Annotated in this window: 18 protein-coding genes, 1 other RNA gene and 1 pseudogene; 8 read left to right on the top strand and 12 right to left on the bottom strand. The window is 38.6% G+C overall.

The genetic code is table 11. The features are described from left to right. Nucleotides 1-315: 315 nt before the first annotated feature. From AC0L7T_RS09265 to AC0L7T_RS09230, 8 genes and pseudogenes are all read right to left on the bottom strand, one after another. Nucleotides 316-1,722: a T9SS type A sorting domain-containing protein gene (locus AC0L7T_RS09265; RefSeq protein WP_473342277.1), complete on the bottom strand. Its 1,407-nt coding sequence runs from the start codon at nucleotides 1,720-1,722 to the stop codon at nucleotides 316-318. A gap of 2 nt (nucleotides 1,723-1,724) precedes the next feature. Beyond that, nucleotides 1,725-2,075: a hypothetical protein gene (locus AC0L7T_RS09260; protein ID WP_473342276.1), complete on the bottom strand. Its 351-nt coding sequence runs from the start codon at nucleotides 2,073-2,075 to the stop codon at nucleotides 1,725-1,727. An 8-nt stretch (nucleotides 2,076-2,083) separates the two neighbouring features. Further along, the gene (locus AC0L7T_RS09255; RefSeq protein WP_473342275.1) at nucleotides 2,084-2,824 is read right to left on the bottom strand and encodes a hypothetical protein; all 741 of its coding nucleotides are present in this window, start codon (nucleotides 2,822-2,824) and stop codon (nucleotides 2,084-2,086) included. Further along, complete coding sequence (locus tag AC0L7T_RS09250) at nucleotides 2,812-3,120, bottom strand: hypothetical protein (RefSeq protein ID WP_473342274.1); 309 nt, start codon at nucleotides 3,118-3,120, stop codon at nucleotides 2,812-2,814. The genes AC0L7T_RS09255 and AC0L7T_RS09250 overlap by 13 nt, the downstream gene beginning before the upstream one ends. Nucleotides 3,121-3,445: 325 nt before the next feature. Then, entirely contained in the window at nucleotides 3,446-3,787 is a 342-nt protein-coding gene (locus AC0L7T_RS09245; protein ID WP_473342272.1) for a helix-turn-helix domain-containing protein, read from the bottom strand. Nucleotides 3,788-3,850: 63 nt separating this feature from the next. Beyond that, nucleotides 3,851-4,291: pseudogene (locus tag AC0L7T_RS09240) on the bottom strand (PIN domain-containing protein). Between the two features lie 391 nt (nucleotides 4,292-4,682). Then, a complete protein-coding gene (locus tag AC0L7T_RS09235) occupies nucleotides 4,683-5,297 on the bottom strand; it encodes a S8 family serine peptidase (protein ID WP_473342270.1) in 615 nt (204 codons plus the stop codon). Between the two features lie 177 nt (nucleotides 5,298-5,474). After that, entirely contained in the window at nucleotides 5,475-8,321 is a 2,847-nt protein-coding gene (locus AC0L7T_RS09230) for a hypothetical protein (protein ID WP_473342269.1), read from the bottom strand. A 175-nt stretch (nucleotides 8,322-8,496) separates the two neighbouring features. Between AC0L7T_RS09230 and AC0L7T_RS09225 the strand changes: the two genes are divergently transcribed. From AC0L7T_RS09225 to AC0L7T_RS09205, 5 genes are all read left to right on the top strand, one after another. Next, a complete protein-coding gene (locus AC0L7T_RS09225) occupies nucleotides 8,497-8,757 on the top strand; it encodes a hypothetical protein (RefSeq protein ID WP_473342268.1) in 261 nt (86 codons plus the stop codon). A gap of 2,007 nt (nucleotides 8,758-10,764) precedes the next feature. Continuing rightward, a complete protein-coding gene (locus tag AC0L7T_RS09220; protein ID WP_473342267.1) occupies nucleotides 10,765-11,685 on the top strand; it encodes an alkaline phosphatase family protein in 921 nt (306 codons plus the stop codon). 234 nt (nucleotides 11,686-11,919) lie between these two features. Next, nucleotides 11,920-13,071, top strand: a complete 1,152-nt coding sequence (locus AC0L7T_RS09215) for a TIGR03364 family FAD-dependent oxidoreductase (protein WP_473342266.1) — start codon at nucleotides 11,920-11,922, stop codon at nucleotides 13,069-13,071. 2 nt (nucleotides 13,072-13,073) lie between these two features. Beyond that, entirely contained in the window at nucleotides 13,074-13,763 is a 690-nt protein-coding gene (locus tag AC0L7T_RS09210; RefSeq protein ID WP_473342265.1) for a phosphonatase-like hydrolase, read from the top strand. 486 nt (nucleotides 13,764-14,249) lie between these two features. Then, a complete protein-coding gene (locus AC0L7T_RS09205) occupies nucleotides 14,250-14,993 on the top strand; it encodes a hypothetical protein (protein ID WP_473342264.1) in 744 nt (247 codons plus the stop codon). A 133-nt stretch (nucleotides 14,994-15,126) separates the two neighbouring features. On the opposite strand, the gene AC0L7T_RS09200 is transcribed toward AC0L7T_RS09205, so the two are convergent. The 4 genes from AC0L7T_RS09200 to AC0L7T_RS09185 all read right to left on the bottom strand — a co-directional run bounded on the left by AC0L7T_RS09200 (nucleotide 15,127) and on the right by AC0L7T_RS09185 (nucleotide 19,002). Next, nucleotides 15,127-16,266: a 1-acyl-sn-glycerol-3-phosphate acyltransferase gene (locus AC0L7T_RS09200; protein ID WP_473342263.1), complete on the bottom strand. Its 1,140-nt coding sequence runs from the start codon at nucleotides 16,264-16,266 to the stop codon at nucleotides 15,127-15,129. A 158-nt stretch (nucleotides 16,267-16,424) separates the two neighbouring features. Next, nucleotides 16,425-17,027: a 3-keto-disaccharide hydrolase gene (locus tag AC0L7T_RS09195; RefSeq protein WP_473343361.1), complete on the bottom strand. Its 603-nt coding sequence runs from the start codon at nucleotides 17,025-17,027 to the stop codon at nucleotides 16,425-16,427. A gap of 25 nt (nucleotides 17,028-17,052) precedes the next feature. Beyond that, on the bottom strand, nucleotides 17,053-18,399 hold the full coding sequence (locus AC0L7T_RS09190) for a Gfo/Idh/MocA family protein (RefSeq protein WP_473342262.1): 1,347 nt from the start codon (nucleotides 18,397-18,399) through the stop codon (nucleotides 17,053-17,055). Nucleotides 18,400-18,639: 240 nt separating this feature from the next. Further along, nucleotides 18,640-19,002 carry a hypothetical protein gene (locus tag AC0L7T_RS09185; RefSeq protein WP_473342261.1) on the bottom strand — a complete coding sequence of 121 codons (363 nt, stop codon included), beginning with the start codon at nucleotides 19,000-19,002 and terminating at the stop codon, nucleotides 18,640-18,642. Between the two features lie 160 nt (nucleotides 19,003-19,162). On the opposite strand from AC0L7T_RS09185, the gene ffs reads away from it, so the two are divergent. The 3 genes from ffs to AC0L7T_RS09170 all read left to right on the top strand — a co-directional run bounded on the left by ffs (nucleotide 19,163) and on the right by AC0L7T_RS09170 (nucleotide 20,281). Then, an RNA gene (gene ffs, locus AC0L7T_RS09180) (signal recognition particle sRNA small type) lies at nucleotides 19,163-19,253 on the top strand. 84 nt (nucleotides 19,254-19,337) lie between these two features. Continuing rightward, the gene (gene fsa, locus AC0L7T_RS09175) at nucleotides 19,338-19,994 is read left to right on the top strand and encodes a fructose-6-phosphate aldolase (protein WP_473342260.1); all 657 of its coding nucleotides are present in this window, start codon (nucleotides 19,338-19,340) and stop codon (nucleotides 19,992-19,994) included. A gap of 83 nt (nucleotides 19,995-20,077) precedes the next feature. Beyond that, complete coding sequence (locus tag AC0L7T_RS09170) at nucleotides 20,078-20,281, top strand: fructose-6-phosphate aldolase (protein ID WP_473342259.1); 204 nt, start codon at nucleotides 20,078-20,080, stop codon at nucleotides 20,279-20,281.

The following is a 20,281-nucleotide window of genomic DNA, read 5'->3' as shown; positions in this document are numbered from 1 at the left end:
TTTACTTTAATATATACAACTTGTCACAAAAGCTAAATGGTAACCAAATTCATCATCAGAATAGATTAAGTCTTGGAAATATCAAATCCTTTAAAATGTAGTCTTCAAATTATCACTTTTAAGGTCTTAAACTCAATTAGCAGACACAGATCGATCTGTTTTAAGCAGAACGTTGGTTTTGATTAGCTTTCTAAGATAGGGCGAGTAGAAGGCCATTACAAATGGCCTTTTTAAGATTAATTTTAAAGTTCTATTCGGATGATAGAGAGGTGTAATTGCAAATATTCCTAGACAGGGTCATCAATATTCTCCATACTACTCAATAATCAAGTGCTTTTTATATGTTTTATCACCTTCAATAGAGACATGAATAAAATAAGATCCTGGTTGAATACTTGAAATGTCTAGTTCCATATTATACGCTGTATTTCCTTGTCTATACAATACTCTTTTTTGATCCTTATTATAAATGGCAATTTCGACAGATTTACCATCCACTTTTGTGGTTTCTTGGTTTGGTGTTTTTAGACTTTCTGTGCTTGTTTTTGTTTTCTCTGCTTTAGAATAAAAGCTTACAGTAAGTATTTCATCTGCAGGGTTAGGATTATATGCAAATGAATAATACCCTCCCGCACAATCGTCAACATCAACCCAGAACTCTTTCCATAAGCTCCAACCACAGCCGTTACGCGCTCTAACATGGATAGCTTCCTGACTTGGCGGATTATGATCGAAATAGTCAATTTCAACGTATTGCCAACCTGCTGGGCTTCCATATTCTTCGTCTATATACCAATCGGAAGAATTAGGGATATCCCAATCATATTCCAAAATACCCATGTTAGTTCCTGAATAATCAGCATCAGCATAGGTGTGGTCACAATTGCTCAATTCATCATCATCAACTGAAAGTATCAAATTGTTATAATTCGGTTTGCCCACCCAAATGTCTTTATTTACAGTCCATGAAAATCCAGATGGTGTAGAAATTTGATAGGTAACTTGCCCAGAACCGCTCCCAGATGTCCCTTTGACCTTGTAGTCTGTTGTCCCAGCTCCACTCACATAAGTCAGATAGCTGTTTTTTGTCCAACTGTGTGTTGCAGAAGGCATATGCGTAATAGTAGAGTTCACAGTCCTTTGAACATTATTGCATAGAGCACCTGAATTTGTGGTGAGAATTGGATTTAGCCTGTAATACTTCAAATTTGTACTTGTATAAGGACAGTCATCATACGCGTGACGCATTAATACTTTGTCTCCCCATTTTGACACAAACCACCCTGAGCCATATGTACTCGGATCTGCAACAACAGCAGAATGATCATCTGATGCATAGGATACTTTTCCTCCTGGATAATGTTGACTGCTAATTTGAGTGTAACTACCCCCAGTCCAATAAACATGTTCATCAGTGTTACCGTAATTATACCCAATCCATCTATTTGCACCTCCTTCTGAAACATGCCATGCATATCCATGGCAATTAAATTCCTTAGTGGTGCTATATCCTCCATAAGTATTTATTTTAGTGGCGTTTGGGTAGCTCACAGTAAAAACACTATCATAATAGTTTCGCCAATAATTTGTGAAATCAGGACTACGAGTCCAAGCCACCACATTATCACCATCAGGTGCATTAACATCATTTTGCTGGTCTTGACAATATATTTGAGATACAGCAATTATCAGACATATAATGGTTATTGCTAACTTTTTCATCGCTAATTATTTAAATGTGAATAAACCTTATGATCATCGTTGAGGCTATTGAAAAATGCTATGTCTGTAATATCAATTTTTTCTCCTTGACAATCAAAACAATAATAAGCAACGCTTGATACCACATATTTTATGACAATGATATCCTGTTGACCGTACTTTTTAATCCAAACAGTTTCAATAAAATTTGGATCATTTTTAACATCGCTTATATGTTTATTTAGCCATTGTAATTCATTAACAACATTCTCAGTGTTACATACATTATTTGGAGATACAATACTATCCTCGTTCTCGTTGGTGCATAAATTTGCAGCGATCAATATTGTCAAAATAAAGAAAATATTTTTCATGGTAGGTTCTATTTGGATAGATATTCTTGAGTTGCGATCTTAATTTTTTCCTTCGAAGAGGAATCCGTTAAGATACCACTAGTGACATAAGGTAAAAGACCTTCAATTGCTTTTATATCCTCGGGTTTTGATGATTCGAACTCTAGCAATTTGTAATTGGCCAAGTAGGTGGTTTGAATACCAAAATCCTTATAAAACTCCTCCATACTTTCTTTTTTTTCTCTCTTAACCACATACTGATTTGCCAATTCTTTCTTCTCCTCGTTATCAAGTTTTGATAATAAATTCTTATGAGACAACAAAATTTCCATTATAGATATCTTTATTGCATGATTACCGTTTTTAAAATTTGACCAATCCATATTCAATTCAAGTGGATCAATATCCGTGTATTTCTTTTTCAATATTAAGGCGGCATCCATCCTTCGGGTTAACTCTTGAAATCCATTAAAATCTTTTTCGTACTTCTCAAATCCGGTTAAAACATTATTAAACGCAGTAATATCTAATACTAAAGGATAAGCTATACATAAATCGATTAATTGTTCAGTTGGGATTACTGATAAAATTTCAACAGGTATTTGACAGGCTTCAATTTTCTCATCGCTATTTTTTAAATTCTTCCATTCTACTGTTCCAGGCTTAATCGGATAATCCCAACTGAACCCAACTTGTTGTGCATACAACTCAATGGGAAACGTTATAGCGACTAGTGCAATTGTGAAGGTTATGAAAACTAATTTTCGCATAATTTTAAAGATTTAGTAAGAAAAGATAAGTTTGTGAAAAATGTGATTCTATAACTGTTTTCGTTGGTGGGCTCTGCTAATCTTAACCTATCCCGTCTTCCAACCACAAACCCGATAAGTTTCCACTGAGTACCTTCAAGGGAAAGAGATTTATAGTCAAGGATATCTTGGATATCACTTAATCGGATTTCCCCCTCCGGTAAGTCATCATCCTCGCATCCGCCAAGAATCGGTAAAAGAAAAACCGTGCCTACCAAAACCATCCATCTACTTTTAAAAACTACTATTTTCTTCATTTTATTCGAATTATAATTGCTACCTCATTCGGGTAAAAAGAAAGGATTAAAAACACTACTAAACATACAGGTCTTATTTTTAATTTCCTAATCCTTTCGCCTTTTTCTAATAAGACGTAAGCAACTGTGTAAACGCTACAATAAGCTGTGGGAAAGCACCTTAACTTAATTGAATAATGGTTAATTGAATATTTAACAATCCAGGAACCAGACAAAGACGGTGAGGAAGAAGATAAAATTTAAGACTTTCCTTTTAAGTCGGCTTTTTATTAAAGGGAGGAGATTGCCCAAAATATGGTTGTGGTGCCCCAGCTTTCCAGAAAGACTAATTAACCACTTCCTTTTTACCATGCAGTTCGTAAGCCTGTAACAGCACCTCAACCGGCAGTCTCAGTAACTCGCTGAGATTTCTGATCATATTTACTGTCAATGCTCTTTTTCGGTTGAGCAATAAGCTTACAATGGTCTTACTGCCTACAGCCGGAATTAGGTCTTTGTCTTTTAAACCTTTTATTTCCATCGCTTCTCTAATGGCATTGACAGGATCCGGCAAAGCTATGGGATAATGTTCCCTCTCATATTTCTCTATTAATGTAACCAATAATTCCGCCTCCATACCCTTAGTACCATCGGCAGGTGCATCGAAGACTTCAGAACGTCTATTCAATGTTTGGTAATATTCTTCCTCAGTGTGGAATCATTTGGGAAGCATTCTTCCCATAATAAAACTTCATTGTTTATCCCTAATTTGCTTTAAGTCTGAAGTATTCTTGATCCAATCCAGGTCAAGTAGCGCTAACCCTCTTGCAAGTTTCCTATCTCCCGTCCATAGAACGGCATCCATAGCCAAGCATAAAGCAACAAAAGGAGCATCAAATTCAACAATAGGACTGGTCATTTTAACGGCTTCCTACCAAATGGGCTTACCCAGCAACACAATGTCTATAAGTTCAATCTTCTTAAAAACTATTCTCTTCAAGAAAGATACATCTTGCTCCGAGTAACCCGAAATTTTCAAAAGTTTCTGATGGTGATGGTCGAGCTCATCCAACAAAAAGGTAGGCGAAAAGAAATTAAATAATCCAGATAAATTTAGCAGAATGTCCCTGATTGTCCCTTTAGGGCTAAGAAGCGCACTAAAGACGATATTTGTGTCGACAACAACATTCACTTGATGACGCTGTCTTTATTTTTGTCCCACTAAGCTGATTTTGATCGAGTTGCTAGCGAATCGATTTGTTTTTGGTTGGCTTTACTTTTTGAAGCAATTTCCCTGAACTTGATATAGTCCAAAATACGTTGCAAACCCACCAGATCAGTTTCTGAGGGAACTTGGATTAAGATCTCGTTATTTATCCTTTCGATTTGCATATTTTAATATACTCAAAATTTAACTTCTACTTTCATTTAAGAAGTAACAAACCGTGAAAAAATTACAACTTGATTTTGGATAAATCTCATTATGGGAATAATGGAATTAAAATTAAGACTACATCAGACAATTGATACCATCAATGACTGAGCTAAACTTGAAGCCCTGTATGCTTTATTAAAGGGACACCTTAAAAAGGTTCTGCAAATATAAGGAAATTGGGATACGCGAAATCCACCAATCCGCTTTCCTGGTACTGGTTAGCAATCTTTAGAGCATCAGCTCCTTTAGGTACCCTCAAATGCTGGGAAACACTATTGGTTTTTAATATTGTCACCTCTAAATGTATGTGTAAATTTCTGACCTCTGCCTCATTGGTTTGTGAGAATCCTATCACCAATTCATCCGTAACAGGCATTTCCAAACCTTCTTTAAGCCTAAACAATGGTTGGATTGTATACAAGTTTTCAAAATCCATAAGATAGTCCATTATTTCAATTGACGCTCCTTTATTGCCTAAATCCACGATAGCAGTCTTGTCATCCCTCCAAGAAATGGAAATTTCAGGAAACATTCCCTTCAGTTTTATTGATTCCGCATTTTTTACCGGTATTGTATCATACCTGAGTACATAACGGTTTTCAACGGTGTAAAGAGGGATTTTCTCTTCAAAGGAATAGTAATAATTTTGTTCTTTAAAGATAGGTTCTCCATCGTTATCCTGGCAAGCCACAAGGATCGATAAAAGAATAACCATCCCTACTAAAATCATCCTTGTACCTTTGAAAACCTCAAATATCTTCATATTGATCAATACTGATTAAAACCATAAACGAGTAAAAAAGACAAGGGCTGAAAACCTATCTAAACCTATAGTTTAAAGAATAATTCTCTAATTTTTACAGCTGCTTTTAATCAGGACGTATCCGACCTTGAATACGCTACAAAAGATTATGGGGAACCCCTTTCCTAACATTTAAAATTACTTGATTACAAACCACTGCTGAGACCTGGGCGGAATATTGACAGGCAGCTCAATCGTGTAATCTCTATTCAATTCCAGGCTTATTTTATTCCCCTTATTATCCTCTAGCCTGGCCTCTTTGTCAAGGCCTGTATAATACAGGTTCACTGAAATATCCTTTTGAACGGGTATGTCCAAAGGATTGTAAAGCATAATTAGTCCCTTTTCCACTCCGAAGGGATTGACATGAAGTAGGCCGTCGTAATCCCTGCCATCAGGTCTTCGAAGGTGCACAATATCTCCATCCAAAACTTCCCTGTGTTGCTTGTAAAAATTCACCCATTTAAGGATTAACTCCTTGGTTTGTGGGCTGTCATAAAGCTGTAGCCCTCTAAAACAGGCCTGTACACCGGCACCAAAAAGATTGGCCAAGCGCTGTTCATAATGAGGCAAATGTTCCTTCAAGGGCTCTATGGTAGCGGCTTTCCCTCCCCCATGGTATTCTACAAGCGGCACAAACATCCAGCCCATTGAAGGGGTTTTCTGCCAGGTACCGTCGTAGATGTTTTGTCTTTCGATGATTTCCTGCTGGGCCCTGGGCAAAGACCAATTGGTTTCCCGATAGCCCATACCCGTTTTATTGCTTCCTGCCATAAAATAATGATCGGGCACATTGAGAAAAACACCTCTGCCCCTGGCCCATTCATAGAAGGTTTTGATCCTTTGGTATTGGTTCCACTGCGAATCCTCAAGTCCTTCGTGTCCGGGGTGCTCATGACTGGCACATACATCTCCGGGGTAACTCCCATCATGTTCCAGTATATCCTGTCCGGTATTTTTATAAAAATTATACAGCTTTTCAAAATAGTTGATGCCCCATTCACTTTCCAAACAAGGAGAATTACCAAAACGAGGTTGTAAGCCTTCCGGCATGATGACATCATCCTCCTTGCTGATACTTCTACTGGCCAGCAAAGAATAACCGCCAAGGGCAATTCCTTTGGCATGTGCATAATCCGCCAATTCTTTCATTCTATTGATGTTTTCCGGGCTGTCATTTTCTATCTGAAAACCACTTCCAAAAGTCATAATCACCATCTCAAAGCCCACCTCAGCGCTTTGATCGATGGCTTTTTTGACAGCGGCATTGTCGGCATTGCGAACATGCATCATCATAGGATTCTCTGTCGCCCAAGGCGCCTGAGACCGGTACATTCTTCTTTCCGCCAATCCTATTCTCTCCCTGTCCCAACTGTCATGAAACAATTCCCAGGTTCTGAAACTTTCAAAAGTTTCCTCAGGAGCAAGGCTTTTCATGGGACCAAGCTTGGGATAAGCTTCCAGAAGCACTGGTGTTTGTAAACCATAATTTACTTGGGTTTTGTACATAGGATCAACATTCCAAGCAATACTACTGGAATACAGGTTGTCATTGGACATGCCTCCAAAGCGGAAATCGGTCTCTATGGATACATTGGGTTTCCTCCACTCTGTCTTGGCATCTACAGCACTTTCCGGTTCTACCAGAGCCAAAATCTCGCTTTTAAAAGCATTAATTTTAATTTTCTGGTCGCTTCCATTTTCTACGGTTATCCATTTTGAGAGTAGCGGAATGCCGTCAAAAAGCTCATAATGCACCAGTACTTTGACTGCTTTCAGGTAATTGTATCGGGCTTTCAGAGCGGCTTTATCGGTTTCTTTTTGGTCGCCTAGAAGCCTGACCTGCATGACATGACTTCTGCCCTGATTTCCTTGTGTGGCAAAATCCTCAAAACCTCCCTTGGGATCCATTTTACCAAGCCTTAGCTTAATTATTGGGCTGAAATCTATTTTGATGTCGGCAAGGTGTTCGTAATTTTCTCCGGCATAACTATAGGAAAAAGACAGTTCTGAAGCTTTTCTTTCCGCCCGAAGAAAAACAGGTTTTCCCTCCTCATATTTACCTAGACTGCTTTCCTTTTGGCCATCAAAAACACCAAAAGTCCGATCCTGGGTTCTCAGGTTTATTTTATATACATCACCATTACCATTAACCAGGGCCATTCCCGGCCCCCAGCTTGCAGACTGATCTGTTCCCGGGTCTAATTGTACTATCCATACCTTCGTTCCCTCCGGACTATCCCTCTCAGCCACCACGGCATGATTGGCCATTGCCATGATTTCCCCTGCCTTGCCTTCATTGATAAAGGAATTTCTTTCATCTCCTTTGGAAGCAGTAAGCATCCAGGAATCTTTAAGCTGGGCGAAATTATCATTAAACAATACCGCTCTACCAAGATCTGTTGACGCTTTTGGTGCCAGGTAATTGAGCAAAGCATCATCGGCAGCATAAGTAAAAGTCAATCGCTTACCAGGTGCTGGCCAGGGAATGTCCTTTGGCATCCATTCCAACCTTTTCAGCCAGGCAAAACGTGGCTTGGTTTCTCCAAATTCATATTTCTCCAGCTTTAAAGCTCCAGGATTTACCTCCATTTGATCTATCCATTCGTCCAGTAGGTAATTGTGAATGGGTTGCCCGATTAATCCTCCCACAGGCAGTTCCATCCCATCTATTGTGATCATTGCCTCCGGCCGAATAGACCTTAGCATTTGCTCCCCGGTCATCTCATTTTCAAGGCCTACTGTAGCGCCACCTTTTTCCACATTAAAAACGCGACTAATCAAGCCATTGCTGAGAATTAATTCTCCTTTCACATTGGTAAATACCTCCGTTTTGGCATCATTGGGTCCAAGCAGCCAATCTTGTGTTATCTTGGCCTTTTTATACATTGGAAGCTCTTCTGTTTGTTGGGCCCATCCAAGAAAAGAGGGGAGCAATAGTAGCGTTAATAAATAAAGTCTAGGCCACATTTTCTGTATTCTCATAGCGGTATTCCTTTTGTTTCGGAAAAGACATTTCCTTCTGATATCGTATTGCTTTAATTGACTAGGGGCTAATATAATTATTAATGGTTTATGGTTTATGGTGAATTGTTAATTGTTAATTGTTAATTGTTAATTGTTAATTGTTAATTGTTAATTGTTAATTGTTTTTTAAGGTTTGTACTTCAAGAATCTATTACCGGCGTTTGAGCTTGTTAAAGGGCCAGTACCTGACCCTGTCGAAGATCCGATGCCTAAGCTTGTCGAAATTCCGGTGGCTGAGCTTGTCGAAGTTCCGGTGGCTGAGCTTGTCGAAATTCCGGTGGCTGAGCTTGTCGAAATTCCGGTGGCTGAGCTTGTCGAAGTCATCGGAATTTTTGAGCGAGAATCCCTTTGTTTATACACTTCGGTGTTCAGGCTGCGCCTGACACGAAATTGAACTGAAAAAGTCAGGATTCTAAAGTAACCTTCTATATAGGAATGTGTATTTCTCCATTTTTAAATCAATGCATTTGGTCAATGCAATAGTTTAATTCAAACTGTCAAAAGTAGTCTGGAGGGCTTCAACAACAATAACCACGGGTGAAACCCGTGGACTATAAGAATGCTTCTATTTGATTTTGGCGGTATTGTTGCTTTTTTTTCTGCAACAATACTGACAAAATCATATCGCAATCAGCTAAAGGTTGAAATATTTTTCATGTTTCGAAATTATCTCACCCCATTAAGATTTTGAAGGTTGTATTACAAATTTAAACATTAAGGCATAGTTTAAAGGACATTTTGTCATTCCACCAAGCCGAGCTAGCAGAAGAATGGCATTCGAGCAAATTAGAGATTACCTGTATTAGTGAACGGAACTGAAGAAGCCTGGAGGGCTTCATCAACAATAACCATGGGTGAAACCCGTGGACTACAGGAATGCTTCTACTTGATTTTGGCGGTATTGTTGCTTTTTTTTCTGCAACAATGCTGACAAAATCATATCGCATTCAGCTAAAGCTTGACACATTTCTCATGTTTCGAAATTATCGCAACCTATTAAGATTTTGAAGGTTGTATTACAAATTTAAACATTAAGGCATAAATTAAAGGCCATTTTAATCATTCCACCAAGCCGAGCTAGCAGAAGAATGGCATTCGAGCAAATTAGAGATTTACGGTATTAGTGAAGGGAACTGAAGAAGCCTGGAGGGCTTCAACAACAATAACCACGGGTGAAACCCGTGGACTACAGGAATGCTTCTACTTGATTTTGGCGGTATTGTTGCTTTTTTTCTGCAACAATGCTGACAAAATCATATCGCAATCAGCTAAAGCTTGACACATTTCTCATGTTTCGAAATTATCGCAACCTATTAAGATTTTGAAGGTTGTATTACAAATTTAAACATTAAGGCATAAATTAAAGGCCATTTTAATCATTCCACCAAGCCGAGCTAGCAGAAGAATGGCATTCGAGCAAATTAGAGATTTACGGTATTAGTGAAGGGAACTGAAGAAGCCTGGAGGGCTTCAACAACAATAACCACGGGTGAAACCCGTGGACTACAGGAATGCTTCTACTTGATTTTGGCGGTATTGTTGCTTTTTTTCTGCAACAATGCTGACAAAATCATATCGCAATCAGCTAAACCTTGACACATTTCTCATGTTTCGAAATTATCGCAACCTATTAAGATTTTGAAGGTTGTGTTACAAATTTAAACATTAAGGCATAGTTTAAAGGACATTTTAGTCATTCCACCAAGCCGAGCTAGAATAAGATTGGCATTCGAGGAAATTAGATATTTATAATATTAGTAAACGGAACTGAAGAAGCCTGAAAGGGCTTCAACAATAATAACCACGGGTGCGAACCCGTGGACTGTAAGAATGCTAGTATTTGATTTTGGCGGTATTGTTGCTTTTTTTCTGCAACAATGCTGACAAAATCATATCGCAACCTGCTAAAGCTTGACACATTTCTCATGTTTCGAAATTATCGCAACCTATTAAGATTTTGAAGGTTGTATTACAAATTTAAACATTAAGGCATAAATTAAAGGCCATTTTAATCATTCCACCAAGCCGAGCTAGCACATAAATAGCATTCGAGCAAATTAGAGATTTACTGTATTCGCAAAGGGAACTAAAGAAGCCTGGAGGGCTTCAACAATAATAACCATGGGTGAAACCCGTGGACTACAGGAATGCTTCTACTTGATTTTGGCGGTATTGTTGCTTTTTTTCTGCAACAATGCTGACAAAATCATATCGCAATCAGCTAACAGCTATCTCTTTTGAATGTCTACAAGTCTGTTTAAACAATAATTTTTAACCATTTAACAAAAAGACAAGATTTAATAAAAGGTCAACATCCTTCTGCTCACTGGTTTTTTATATATTTATCAAACGGGAATTCCTCCTTCAAAAAAACAATTCTTAACAAAAACCTTATCCACAGATGATAAAAGCCAAGTCAACCCTGCTCCTACTTTTATTTACGTTACTGTTTACTATAGGATGTCAGGAAAAAGCGCCGGTGGCAAAACGAGTAATCATGCTGGGCATTGATGGCTTTTCTCTAGAAGGTTACCAAAAAGCAAAGACGCCAAATATTGATGCTCTATTTGCTGATGGGGTGATTTCCACGAGTACCAGGACAGTGATGCCCTCTGTTACCATGCCCAACTGGACCAGTCACCTCACCGGCGGTGGACCAGAGCAACATGGGGTATTTGGCAACGACTGGGAGAAAGAAGACCATACAATTGCTCCCCAAGAGATGGATGAAGACGGCTATTACCCCTCTATTTTTAAAATTGTAAAGGACAATGTCCCCAATATAAAGACCGCTTTCTATTTTAATTGGAAAAGTCTTATCAAACCGTTCAATAAGAAATACCTCGACGAGCAGAAGTTTGAAGAAGACGATCGCTACGATCAAAATTACCAGGCAGCCTTGGATTTTCTCGTCAGTAATCAGGATGTACCCTCCCTGATTTTCCTTTATTCTGTGCATGTAGATCATGCAGGGCATGGACACGAGTGGATGTCACCGGAATTTATTACGGCGATTGAGGAAATTGATGTGAAAATCGGGGAGTTTGTAAAGCAGCTGAAGGCTAAAGGAATATATGAAGACAGCAACTTTTTACTCTTCACTGATCATGGTGGAATTGGCACAAGTCATGGCGGTACATCGGTTCAGGAAATGATTGTCCCATGGATGATCAAAGGTCCCGGAATTAATAAAGGTGTAGCCTTAAATTCTCCCAATTCAAATGCCAACACTTCTGCTATAGTGGCCAGGTTATTTGGGATTAGGGATACTCCTGAATCCTGGATTGGAAAGGTTCCTTCAGGAATATTTGAGGAGGACTGATTCTTTTTCCTATCAGAATTATGAAGTATCATTAAACCCGAAATATGCAAAAGACAATCTATTACGTGCTGAAATCGCTTCAAAATCAGCCACTTCGTTGCTGTTTTCAATTTCACCATAGCGGTGCTATGCTAAAATCCCCAAACAGCCTGATTTTCTTGCGATTGCAACACTCATCACGAATCCTATTACATAATCCGGGTTAAAAGTCGACAATAGAAACACAATCAAGGAATGTTTGATCTTATTGTAGTTGGAGGAGGTGTTTTGGGTGCTTTTCATGCCTATCATGCCCTAAAGAAGGGATTAAAGGTAGCCCTCATAGAAAAGGATAAGGCTCCACAAGGCGCAACTGTACGCAATTTTGGGCAGGTAATTCCTTCAGGAATGAATGAAAAGTGGCAAGCTTATGGAAGAGAAAGCCTGGCTATCTATAAAGAAATTCACAGCACAATTGACTTAACTGTCAGAAGCCAAGGAACAGTCTATCTTGCTTCTGATGCAGAAGAAATGCAGTTGATTGAAGAGCTTGATTTGATCAATAATTCTAGAAGTTATCCCTCCAGCTTGCTTTCCAAGCAAACTTGTTTGGAAAAATACCCAGGGCTTAGGAGTGATTATGTCAAAGGTGGTTTGTTTTTCCCGGAAGAAATAACTGTAGAGCCGCGCCTTATGATTCACCGGCTTCTGAAATTTATGCTTGCAAAAATGGGGCTCACTTATCTCCCTTCCACAACCGTGATCGCTTGCGAAAACAATGGGCCATTTGTAAGGTGTACAACCACTTGTGGTCAAAAGCTAAAGTCTTCAAAAGCGCTCATCTGCAGTGGTAGCGAATTTAAGACATTGTATCCAGCTATTTTTGCAGGAAGCAATATGGAAATTTCTAAATTGCAGATGATGCAGACCAAACCACAGGCAAAGTACTATCAACTGCCAGGCTCCCTATTGACCGGAGGATCTATCCGAAGGTATGAGGCCTTTCAGGAATGTCCTTCCTATGCTTCTATAAAAAAGAAGGAAGCCAATGATACGCTTGAGAAAAAATGGGGCATCCATATTCTTTTCAAACAGGCAATGGATGGTTCTGTTATTCTGGGAGACTCTCATCAGTATGCGGACGCTAACAATAGTGATGAACTGGGATTTGATCTGGACATGGATATTGATCATTATATGCTTCGAAAAGCCAAAATCATAATAGACCTGCCTACCTTTGACATTGCCTTTCGCTGGTATGGAACCTACGCTCAATGTAAAAATGGGGAGTTATTTGAAAAAACAATCGATGAAAATATTCATATTGTCACCGGAATAGGTGGAAAAGGAATGACAGGAAGTCCTGCATTTGCTAAAGAAAACATTGAAAAACTATTTAATTTATAAAAATGAAAAACATTAAGCTAGTGGTACTTGACATGGCGGGAACTACCGTGGATGAGGACAATGTAGTTTACAAAACCGTTCAAAAAGTAATCAATGACAAAGGATTTAACGTTTCATTGGAGGAAGTTTTGGCACATGGAGCAGGCAAGGAAAAGCATCAGGCCATAACTGATGTATTGAAAGCATGTACTACTTCCACTGATATTACCAGCATTGCCTCTGAAGCATTTGCCAATTTTAAACCAACCCTAAAACTCACTTATGAGCAGTTGGAGGTAAAAACTTTTCCTGGGGTAAAAGAAATGATGGAAGGTTTAAGGAGTAAAGGTGTGTTTGTGGTGCTTAATACAGGTTATGACCGTAAAACAGCCTTATCGCTACTTTTGAAACTAGGCTGGGAAACAGGAAAGGACATTGATGGACTGGTAACTGCCGATGATGTAACGAATGGACGACCTCAACCAGACATGATCTTCAAAGCCATGGAGCTATGTGGCATTACAGAGCCTCAAGAGGTACTGAAAGCCGGAGATTCTACCATTGACATTGAAGAAGGGAAAAATGCAGATTGTGGTTTGACAATTGGTGTATTGACTGGAGCGCAAAATGAGAGGCAACTAAAAACGGCTCATCCAGACTATATCTTGCCAAGTTTGGCATCGCTTCCAGAAGTTTTAGCCGCTAAGGGCTAATACGTTATTTTATACCTTTATGCAATTACCGCTAAAGGAAAGCCAGGGAATTCAATCGTGAAATCTCTGGCTTTTTTGATAAAACAAAAACAAGCCACAATTCCGCCAAAATCGTTTCTTATCTATTTTTGAAATACATGGATATCGATTATATCGTTGTTTTCAGAAAGAGTTAGATGGAATTCTATGACCTCGGAAAAAGTTAGGTAGGATAACTAACTCCGGTGTAAAATCCTCAAATTCAACGTTTAATTAAGTGGGGTATTTAAAACCTAATGACCTAATCGTTTCTTAAAAGGAGTCAAATAGAATTATGCAATAGGATTTCCTGAATCAATAGGGAAATGTTGCAATTGCAATTGACTGTCCATTGCCTATTTCAGGTTTTATAAAAGAAAAAGATGCTTCAACAGGACATACACGTATTTTGTTACGTATAGTGTTTGATTCAGTTATTGAAACCTCTTTAAACCAACATGCTATATTATGAAAAAAATTACCTATGACTCATTTTTAAGTAAAATGACTGCAAACAAGAAAGCGCCATCAACTACTGTTGGCTGGGCATTTTTCCTTTTGCCTCTATTATTGGTAGGTTGCCTTAACACAGTTGAAACGGTACCGGAAATCATTACTGAACCACCCATTTCTTCACTCATTTCAACCGACACCATTAAGTCTGGAGAGTATAAAACCTTTACCATTGGTACCAATTCTGAATCAGTATACGAGTCGGTCAATCAATTGAAAAGTGATATAGGACTTGAATACATAAACGTTGTCTCCAACATATATGAAGGAGTAGCTGAATTGGAAGACAAATTGCCGCTGTATCACTATATTTTTATGGATGAAAAAATAGGCACCTCTTCCGGTGTTCAGCTAGGGATTAAAAACAACCGGATCGAAACCCTTTATTTAAGCAGTGGTCAGGCACTTGAAAAATGGCCTCAAGAACTGTCACAGTCCGCCATCAGAAAAGGAGATGACATAGCGGTATTGTATGACAAGCTCAAAACAATTAGCGAAAATGAGAAGTATAAAAGTAAATTTGAAGCCATTAATTTACTAACCAAAGACCTCTCGAAAACCTATGATACCCAAATGGAGAAATCACCTCAATGGTACTTTGGTTACACATTGGAAAAAAATAAAATGGATGTGGTAAAACTAAATTTCGAGGAAGGCATTCTGGAAAGTATAATAGTCAATCACTACCAGTCCTTATAAGGATAATTTAAATTGATTGAAATAAGTAATAAATTACCTGTATCAGGACCAAATTCAATATAAAATAACCTCGGTTATAAAGCTTGTAGAAGCTTTATAACCGAGGTTATTTTTATTTTAAATGAATGGGTAATCAGGAAGTTGGTTGAGCAATATTTTGCTTGTGAATAACTGGGTTGGCATACATTGCCAAAAAATTATGTACCGCTACTTCATTGTCCATATCTATTCCTTTGTGCATTCTTTCTTTAAAAGCTTCCATTTCCTCATTGGTATAATGCGCTGTATATTTACTGGTATTGTGCATTATGTCCAGTGCAATATAATTGGTAGGCCACAACTGGTAATTGTGCACAATTACCCGATCCAACTCCTCAGCAAGTAATTGCAATTGTTTATTTATGGGACCTTCAGCACCAAGCACTTCTCCTATTTCTTCGTCCAGCACTTTTCCTACGGAAATATGAATGCGTTTCTTTTGCCCCATAATTCCGCTTACCAGTGTTTTGAAATCTTCATTTTTCTGCTTCACATAAATCTCTTCCCTGGCCTTAGCAAGTAATTCAGGCATTTTAAGAACGTCCGTGGGGTCATTTTCGTAAGAAATGGAAACAGGAACTATTTTCAATTGCCGAAAATAGTCTTTCAAAGGAGTATCTTCACTGGCCAATGCCAGCATTTTTAGCATCCCTTTTTGGGTAAGGTCCATACCATCCTTGGTCCGGCCCTCTCTTTGGGCGATCCATACCGACCTGTTTTTTGTTAGCAAAGCTTCCTTTATATATTCAGAATTCAGCTTGGAATTTTCAAACATGGCCTTTGGACTTAGCCCTCTAAATACAACAAAATTACGAGTGAGCCTGGAAAGCGCTTTTAAAAATGGCTTTTTCACTAAATTATCACCTATTGCTGAGGTGGTCATCACCAGACCATGTTCGTACAAAGTGGCATTTAACAAAGAGGTATCCAGAATAATATCCCTGTGGTTCGAAATAAATAAATAGGCCGTATTTGGTTTCAAGTTTTCAAACCCGGAAGTAGACAAACCATCGGAACTTAATTCCAACACCTTAAGGACCGCATCATATATAATTTTTGTTTGAAAGTCTCTGATGGAATGAATATCTAAAAACATTTCCTCCCATTCAGCCTCTGATCTGTCAGGAAAAGTGAAATTCATTATGGCCTTCATCATGGGATGCTGGGCATATTCTTTCAGTGCCTGATTGACTTCATTATCATAAAAAGGTCTTATCGGATCAAATTTAGACATATATCATTATTTTCTAGGGCGCAAATTACTAAAAATGACTCAAAGGTTAGTTCCTTTTGTCAAACAATAGTAACCGAACACAAAAAAGCCCCATAGAAGGGGCTTTTTTCATATATTATTTTACGAATTTTAATGCAGGATGTTTTAAAACAGCCAGCTTATAATTCTTTAACTTTAATATCTTTCCATGAAATCTTAAGGCCTCCACCACTATGGATCTGTAGTGCTAGCTGCCCTTCACTTTCACCAATTTTTTCGTCGGTATAATCTATCATTTCTACGCCATTGAGCCAGGTAGTAACATGGTCATCAACAACTCGGATTTTAATATCATTCCACTCACCAAATTTTAGATTTTTATCTTTCTCAGGATCTGGTTTGATCAACCATCCACGACCATAAGATTCGTATACCCCTCCTGTGTCATTGCCTGGAGGAGCTACTTCTACTTGCCATCCTGATACTTTGGTACCTTCGAAGTTTGAACGAAAGAAAATACCACTATTTCCATCCTCGTCTTGCTTGAATTTAGCAGTTAATTCAAAGTTTTTATAGTTTTTCTCGGTACCTAAATAGCCATATTCTGCATCAGGGCCACTTTCAGAGACAAGAATCCCATCTTCAACATACCATTTTTCAGTACCATAAACTGTCCAGCCCGTAAGGTCTTTACCATTGAACAAGTCTGTGCCATCAGAAGCACATGACATTACAAGTACTGCGGCCAACATTAAGGCGCTTGTTTTAATAAGTGTTTTCATCATTGGTTTTAAATATTAGATTTAATTATACTAGTTTCATATTTACAGGATCCCATTTAATAAATTTATCCTGAAAATAACTGTCATTACATAATAAGGCTGGCGCAGCAGCACGGAAGGCAAACACCGGGTTTTCTACTACTTGACCATTCTCTCTAATGGCCTTGAAAAAATTTCCAAAATGATCATAATGAGCTCCTTTATATCCGGATTCCACTTTATAAACCATTTCATTTGGTGGTAAAATTTTCTTGCGATCAGGGGCATCTCCCCTCATTTTGGCCTGAGCTTCCATAAATGGATCATCGCTGGACACCTGCTGGTTGGTCTTCACGACTACTTCATCCCACTTTACATCCATAGATCCTTTGCTGCCTACAATTTTCAGGTAGGTAGAACCACTGGTACCGTCCACAAAATTACAACGCAAGGACAAATTAAAACCTGGATGTTGTTGACTGTCTGGATATTGAAACATTCCCAATAAAACATCGGGAACTTCTCTGCCGTCTTTCCAATACCTCAATCCACCCATGGCTGAGACTTTGTCCGGCCCCAATGAATTGGTGATAAAATGAAGACTGGTAAATAAATGTACAAAAAGATCTCCTGACATCCCTGTACCATAATCAAGGTAATTTCTCCATCTGAAAAACCTTAGTGGATCAAATGGGCGATCAGTGGTATTGGAAATATACCTTGCCCAGTCCACCGTCTTCAATGTACCATCTTCCGGCACATTGTATTGCCAGGCCCCTTCAGGAGAATGCCTTGCCCAGAAACCCTCAGCGTAGTTGATGTCTCCAATGGCACCTGCTGCCAACAGTTCCTTGGCTTTTTCATTTCCAAGGCTGGAAATCCCTTGACTTCCTACCATCATTATTTTCCCTGAACTCTCCCAGGCATTAATGACCGCTTTGCCTTCTTCGACACTGTGCACCATAGGCTTTTCACAGTAAACGTGTTTGCCTGCATTCAGTGCATCTATACTTATTTGCTTGTGCCAATGATCGGGCGTACCGATCAAGACAGCATCAATGTCTTTTCTTTTTAATATCTCTTTATAATCTTTGGTCAAAAACAGGTGTTCTCCCCATTTTTCCTTCGCGGAATCCAATCTGCCATCGTACAAGTCACAAACACCAACGATAACCACATTGTCATGTTGAAGTGCTGTATTCATGTCCTGGGAACCCATAATCCCAGCGCCAATCAACGCTATTTTCAATTCCTTCTCTGCAGGGATCTCGGTATTTCTTCTCATCTGAGAAAATGACCTTTGCTCGGCTCCTGCAAATGCTGCGGGAACGATAGCCGAAGCAGCTCCAGCCATCCCCATTTTCTTTAAAAATTTCCGCCTGTTATTGTTCATGATATTGTGAATTGTTATGCTAAATAAGGATTAAATATAAGAAAATATTAAATCATAATTTTAAGCAATCCAATAAACTTAATACATTTTTTTATTTAATGCCAAAACACACACGGCCTTATAACCAAAAATAAGGGCCTTCCTTAAAAAAAGAAGGCCCATTGACTTATTCCAAAACAAAACATGGCATATAAAAAACCTGTTGGCGGCAATTTTTTTTCACATCCACATTTCAAACGATCAATTAGGGTTATTCTGCCGTGGATAGTTATTGGGGTTTCCGTTAGAGTTGTTATAATTTGGATTGTTATAATTCGGGTTATTTTCCTCCATGTAACGTTGTGCTGGCCATTGTGGTGTCAATTCCATTTCCTCCAGGTTTGTCAGGGCATCGTTTTCAAAAGTGACCAATAGGTAAAACCTGTCTCCGTTATTGACTCTATACACTTTTTTGTCTTCGCTTATTTGACTGATAACTGCATCCTTATTCTGTCTAAGAAACTTACTTTCAGACATGCCCAATTGATAAGGAATCCTTGGTTGGATAAGTGCACACGAACTCATTATAAATACCAAACTTAAAATACTTAATGTCTTTTTCATAGCTAATAACTGTTATGCCTACAAAGCACCGAAAATATAAGGTAATTTCTAAAGAAATGATATCAATAATATTGCCAGATTTTTTTTTCTTTGATTATAAAGGGGTTAGAGAAGTGTGGTAAAAATATTTTGTACATGAACCGAAATTAGTTACCTTTGTTGCAAGCGGCACGACCAGCTCCCGCTCAATCCCCCAGGTCCGGAAGGAAGCAAGGGTAGGCGGTCGTAGCGGTGCGATGCCGCTTATTTTTTTGTCCTTTTCGTACACAAGCCCCTACTTTTTGTTAATTTTGGCTTAAATTTACCGGTACATATCAACAAACCTAAAAACAAGCATGAAATTCTTTATTGATACTGCGAATCTCAACGAAATAAAAGAGGCCTATGATCTAGGTGTATTAGATGGGGTTACTACCAATCCTTCCTTGATGGCTAAAGAAGGAATCAGCGGTGACGAAAATGTCATCAACCATTATAAGGCTATCTGCAACATAGTAGATGCCAATGTAAGTGCAGAAGTGATTGCTACTGATTTTGAGGGAATCATTAAAGAAGGTAAAGAACTGGCGAAACTTGACGACAAAATCGTTGTAAAAGTACCAATGATCAAAGATGGCATCAAAGCCATCAAATATTTCTCAAGTGAAGGTATCCGTACCAATTGCACTTTGGTCTTTTCTGCCGGACAAGCGATTTTAGCTGCCAAAGCAGGTGCATCTTACCTTTCCCCTTTTATTGGAAGACTGGATGACATCGGTTTCGACGGATTGGATTTGATCGGTCAAATCGTTCATATTTATCAAAATTACGGTTATGAAACTGAAGTCCTTGCGGCCTCTGTTCGCCACACCATGCACTTGATAAAATGTGCTGAACTAGGTGCTGACGTGGTAACTTGCCCCCTTAAAGTGATTACAAGTTTATTGAATCACCCACTTACAGACAAAGGATTGGCTCAATTCCTGGCAGACCATGCCAAGGCAAACAATTAAATATCAATGGGGCAGGCTGAATTCCTGCCCCATTTTGAAAACTATTGCCCAGCTATAAGGTTACAATAAAAAAACAACCGGATATGTACATTATCAAGGTAAAGGGAAAAGCAAAAATCCCTGATTATATACAGATCAGGGATGAAAATTTTGTACTTGTGGCTTACTTCAGGGCAGATAGGCCACTTAAAAAAATTGAAAAATTCGGGCTTGGAGGAAAAGAAGAGGAGCTTGAAAAGCTCATCAAAGAACTTCCTTTCGGTAAACTAAAAAAATTAGATCTCTGA

This window comes from Cyclobacterium sp. 10D3-21 (genome assembly GCF_055809755.1).
This window is presented reverse-complemented; position numbering and strand designations above follow the sequence as displayed.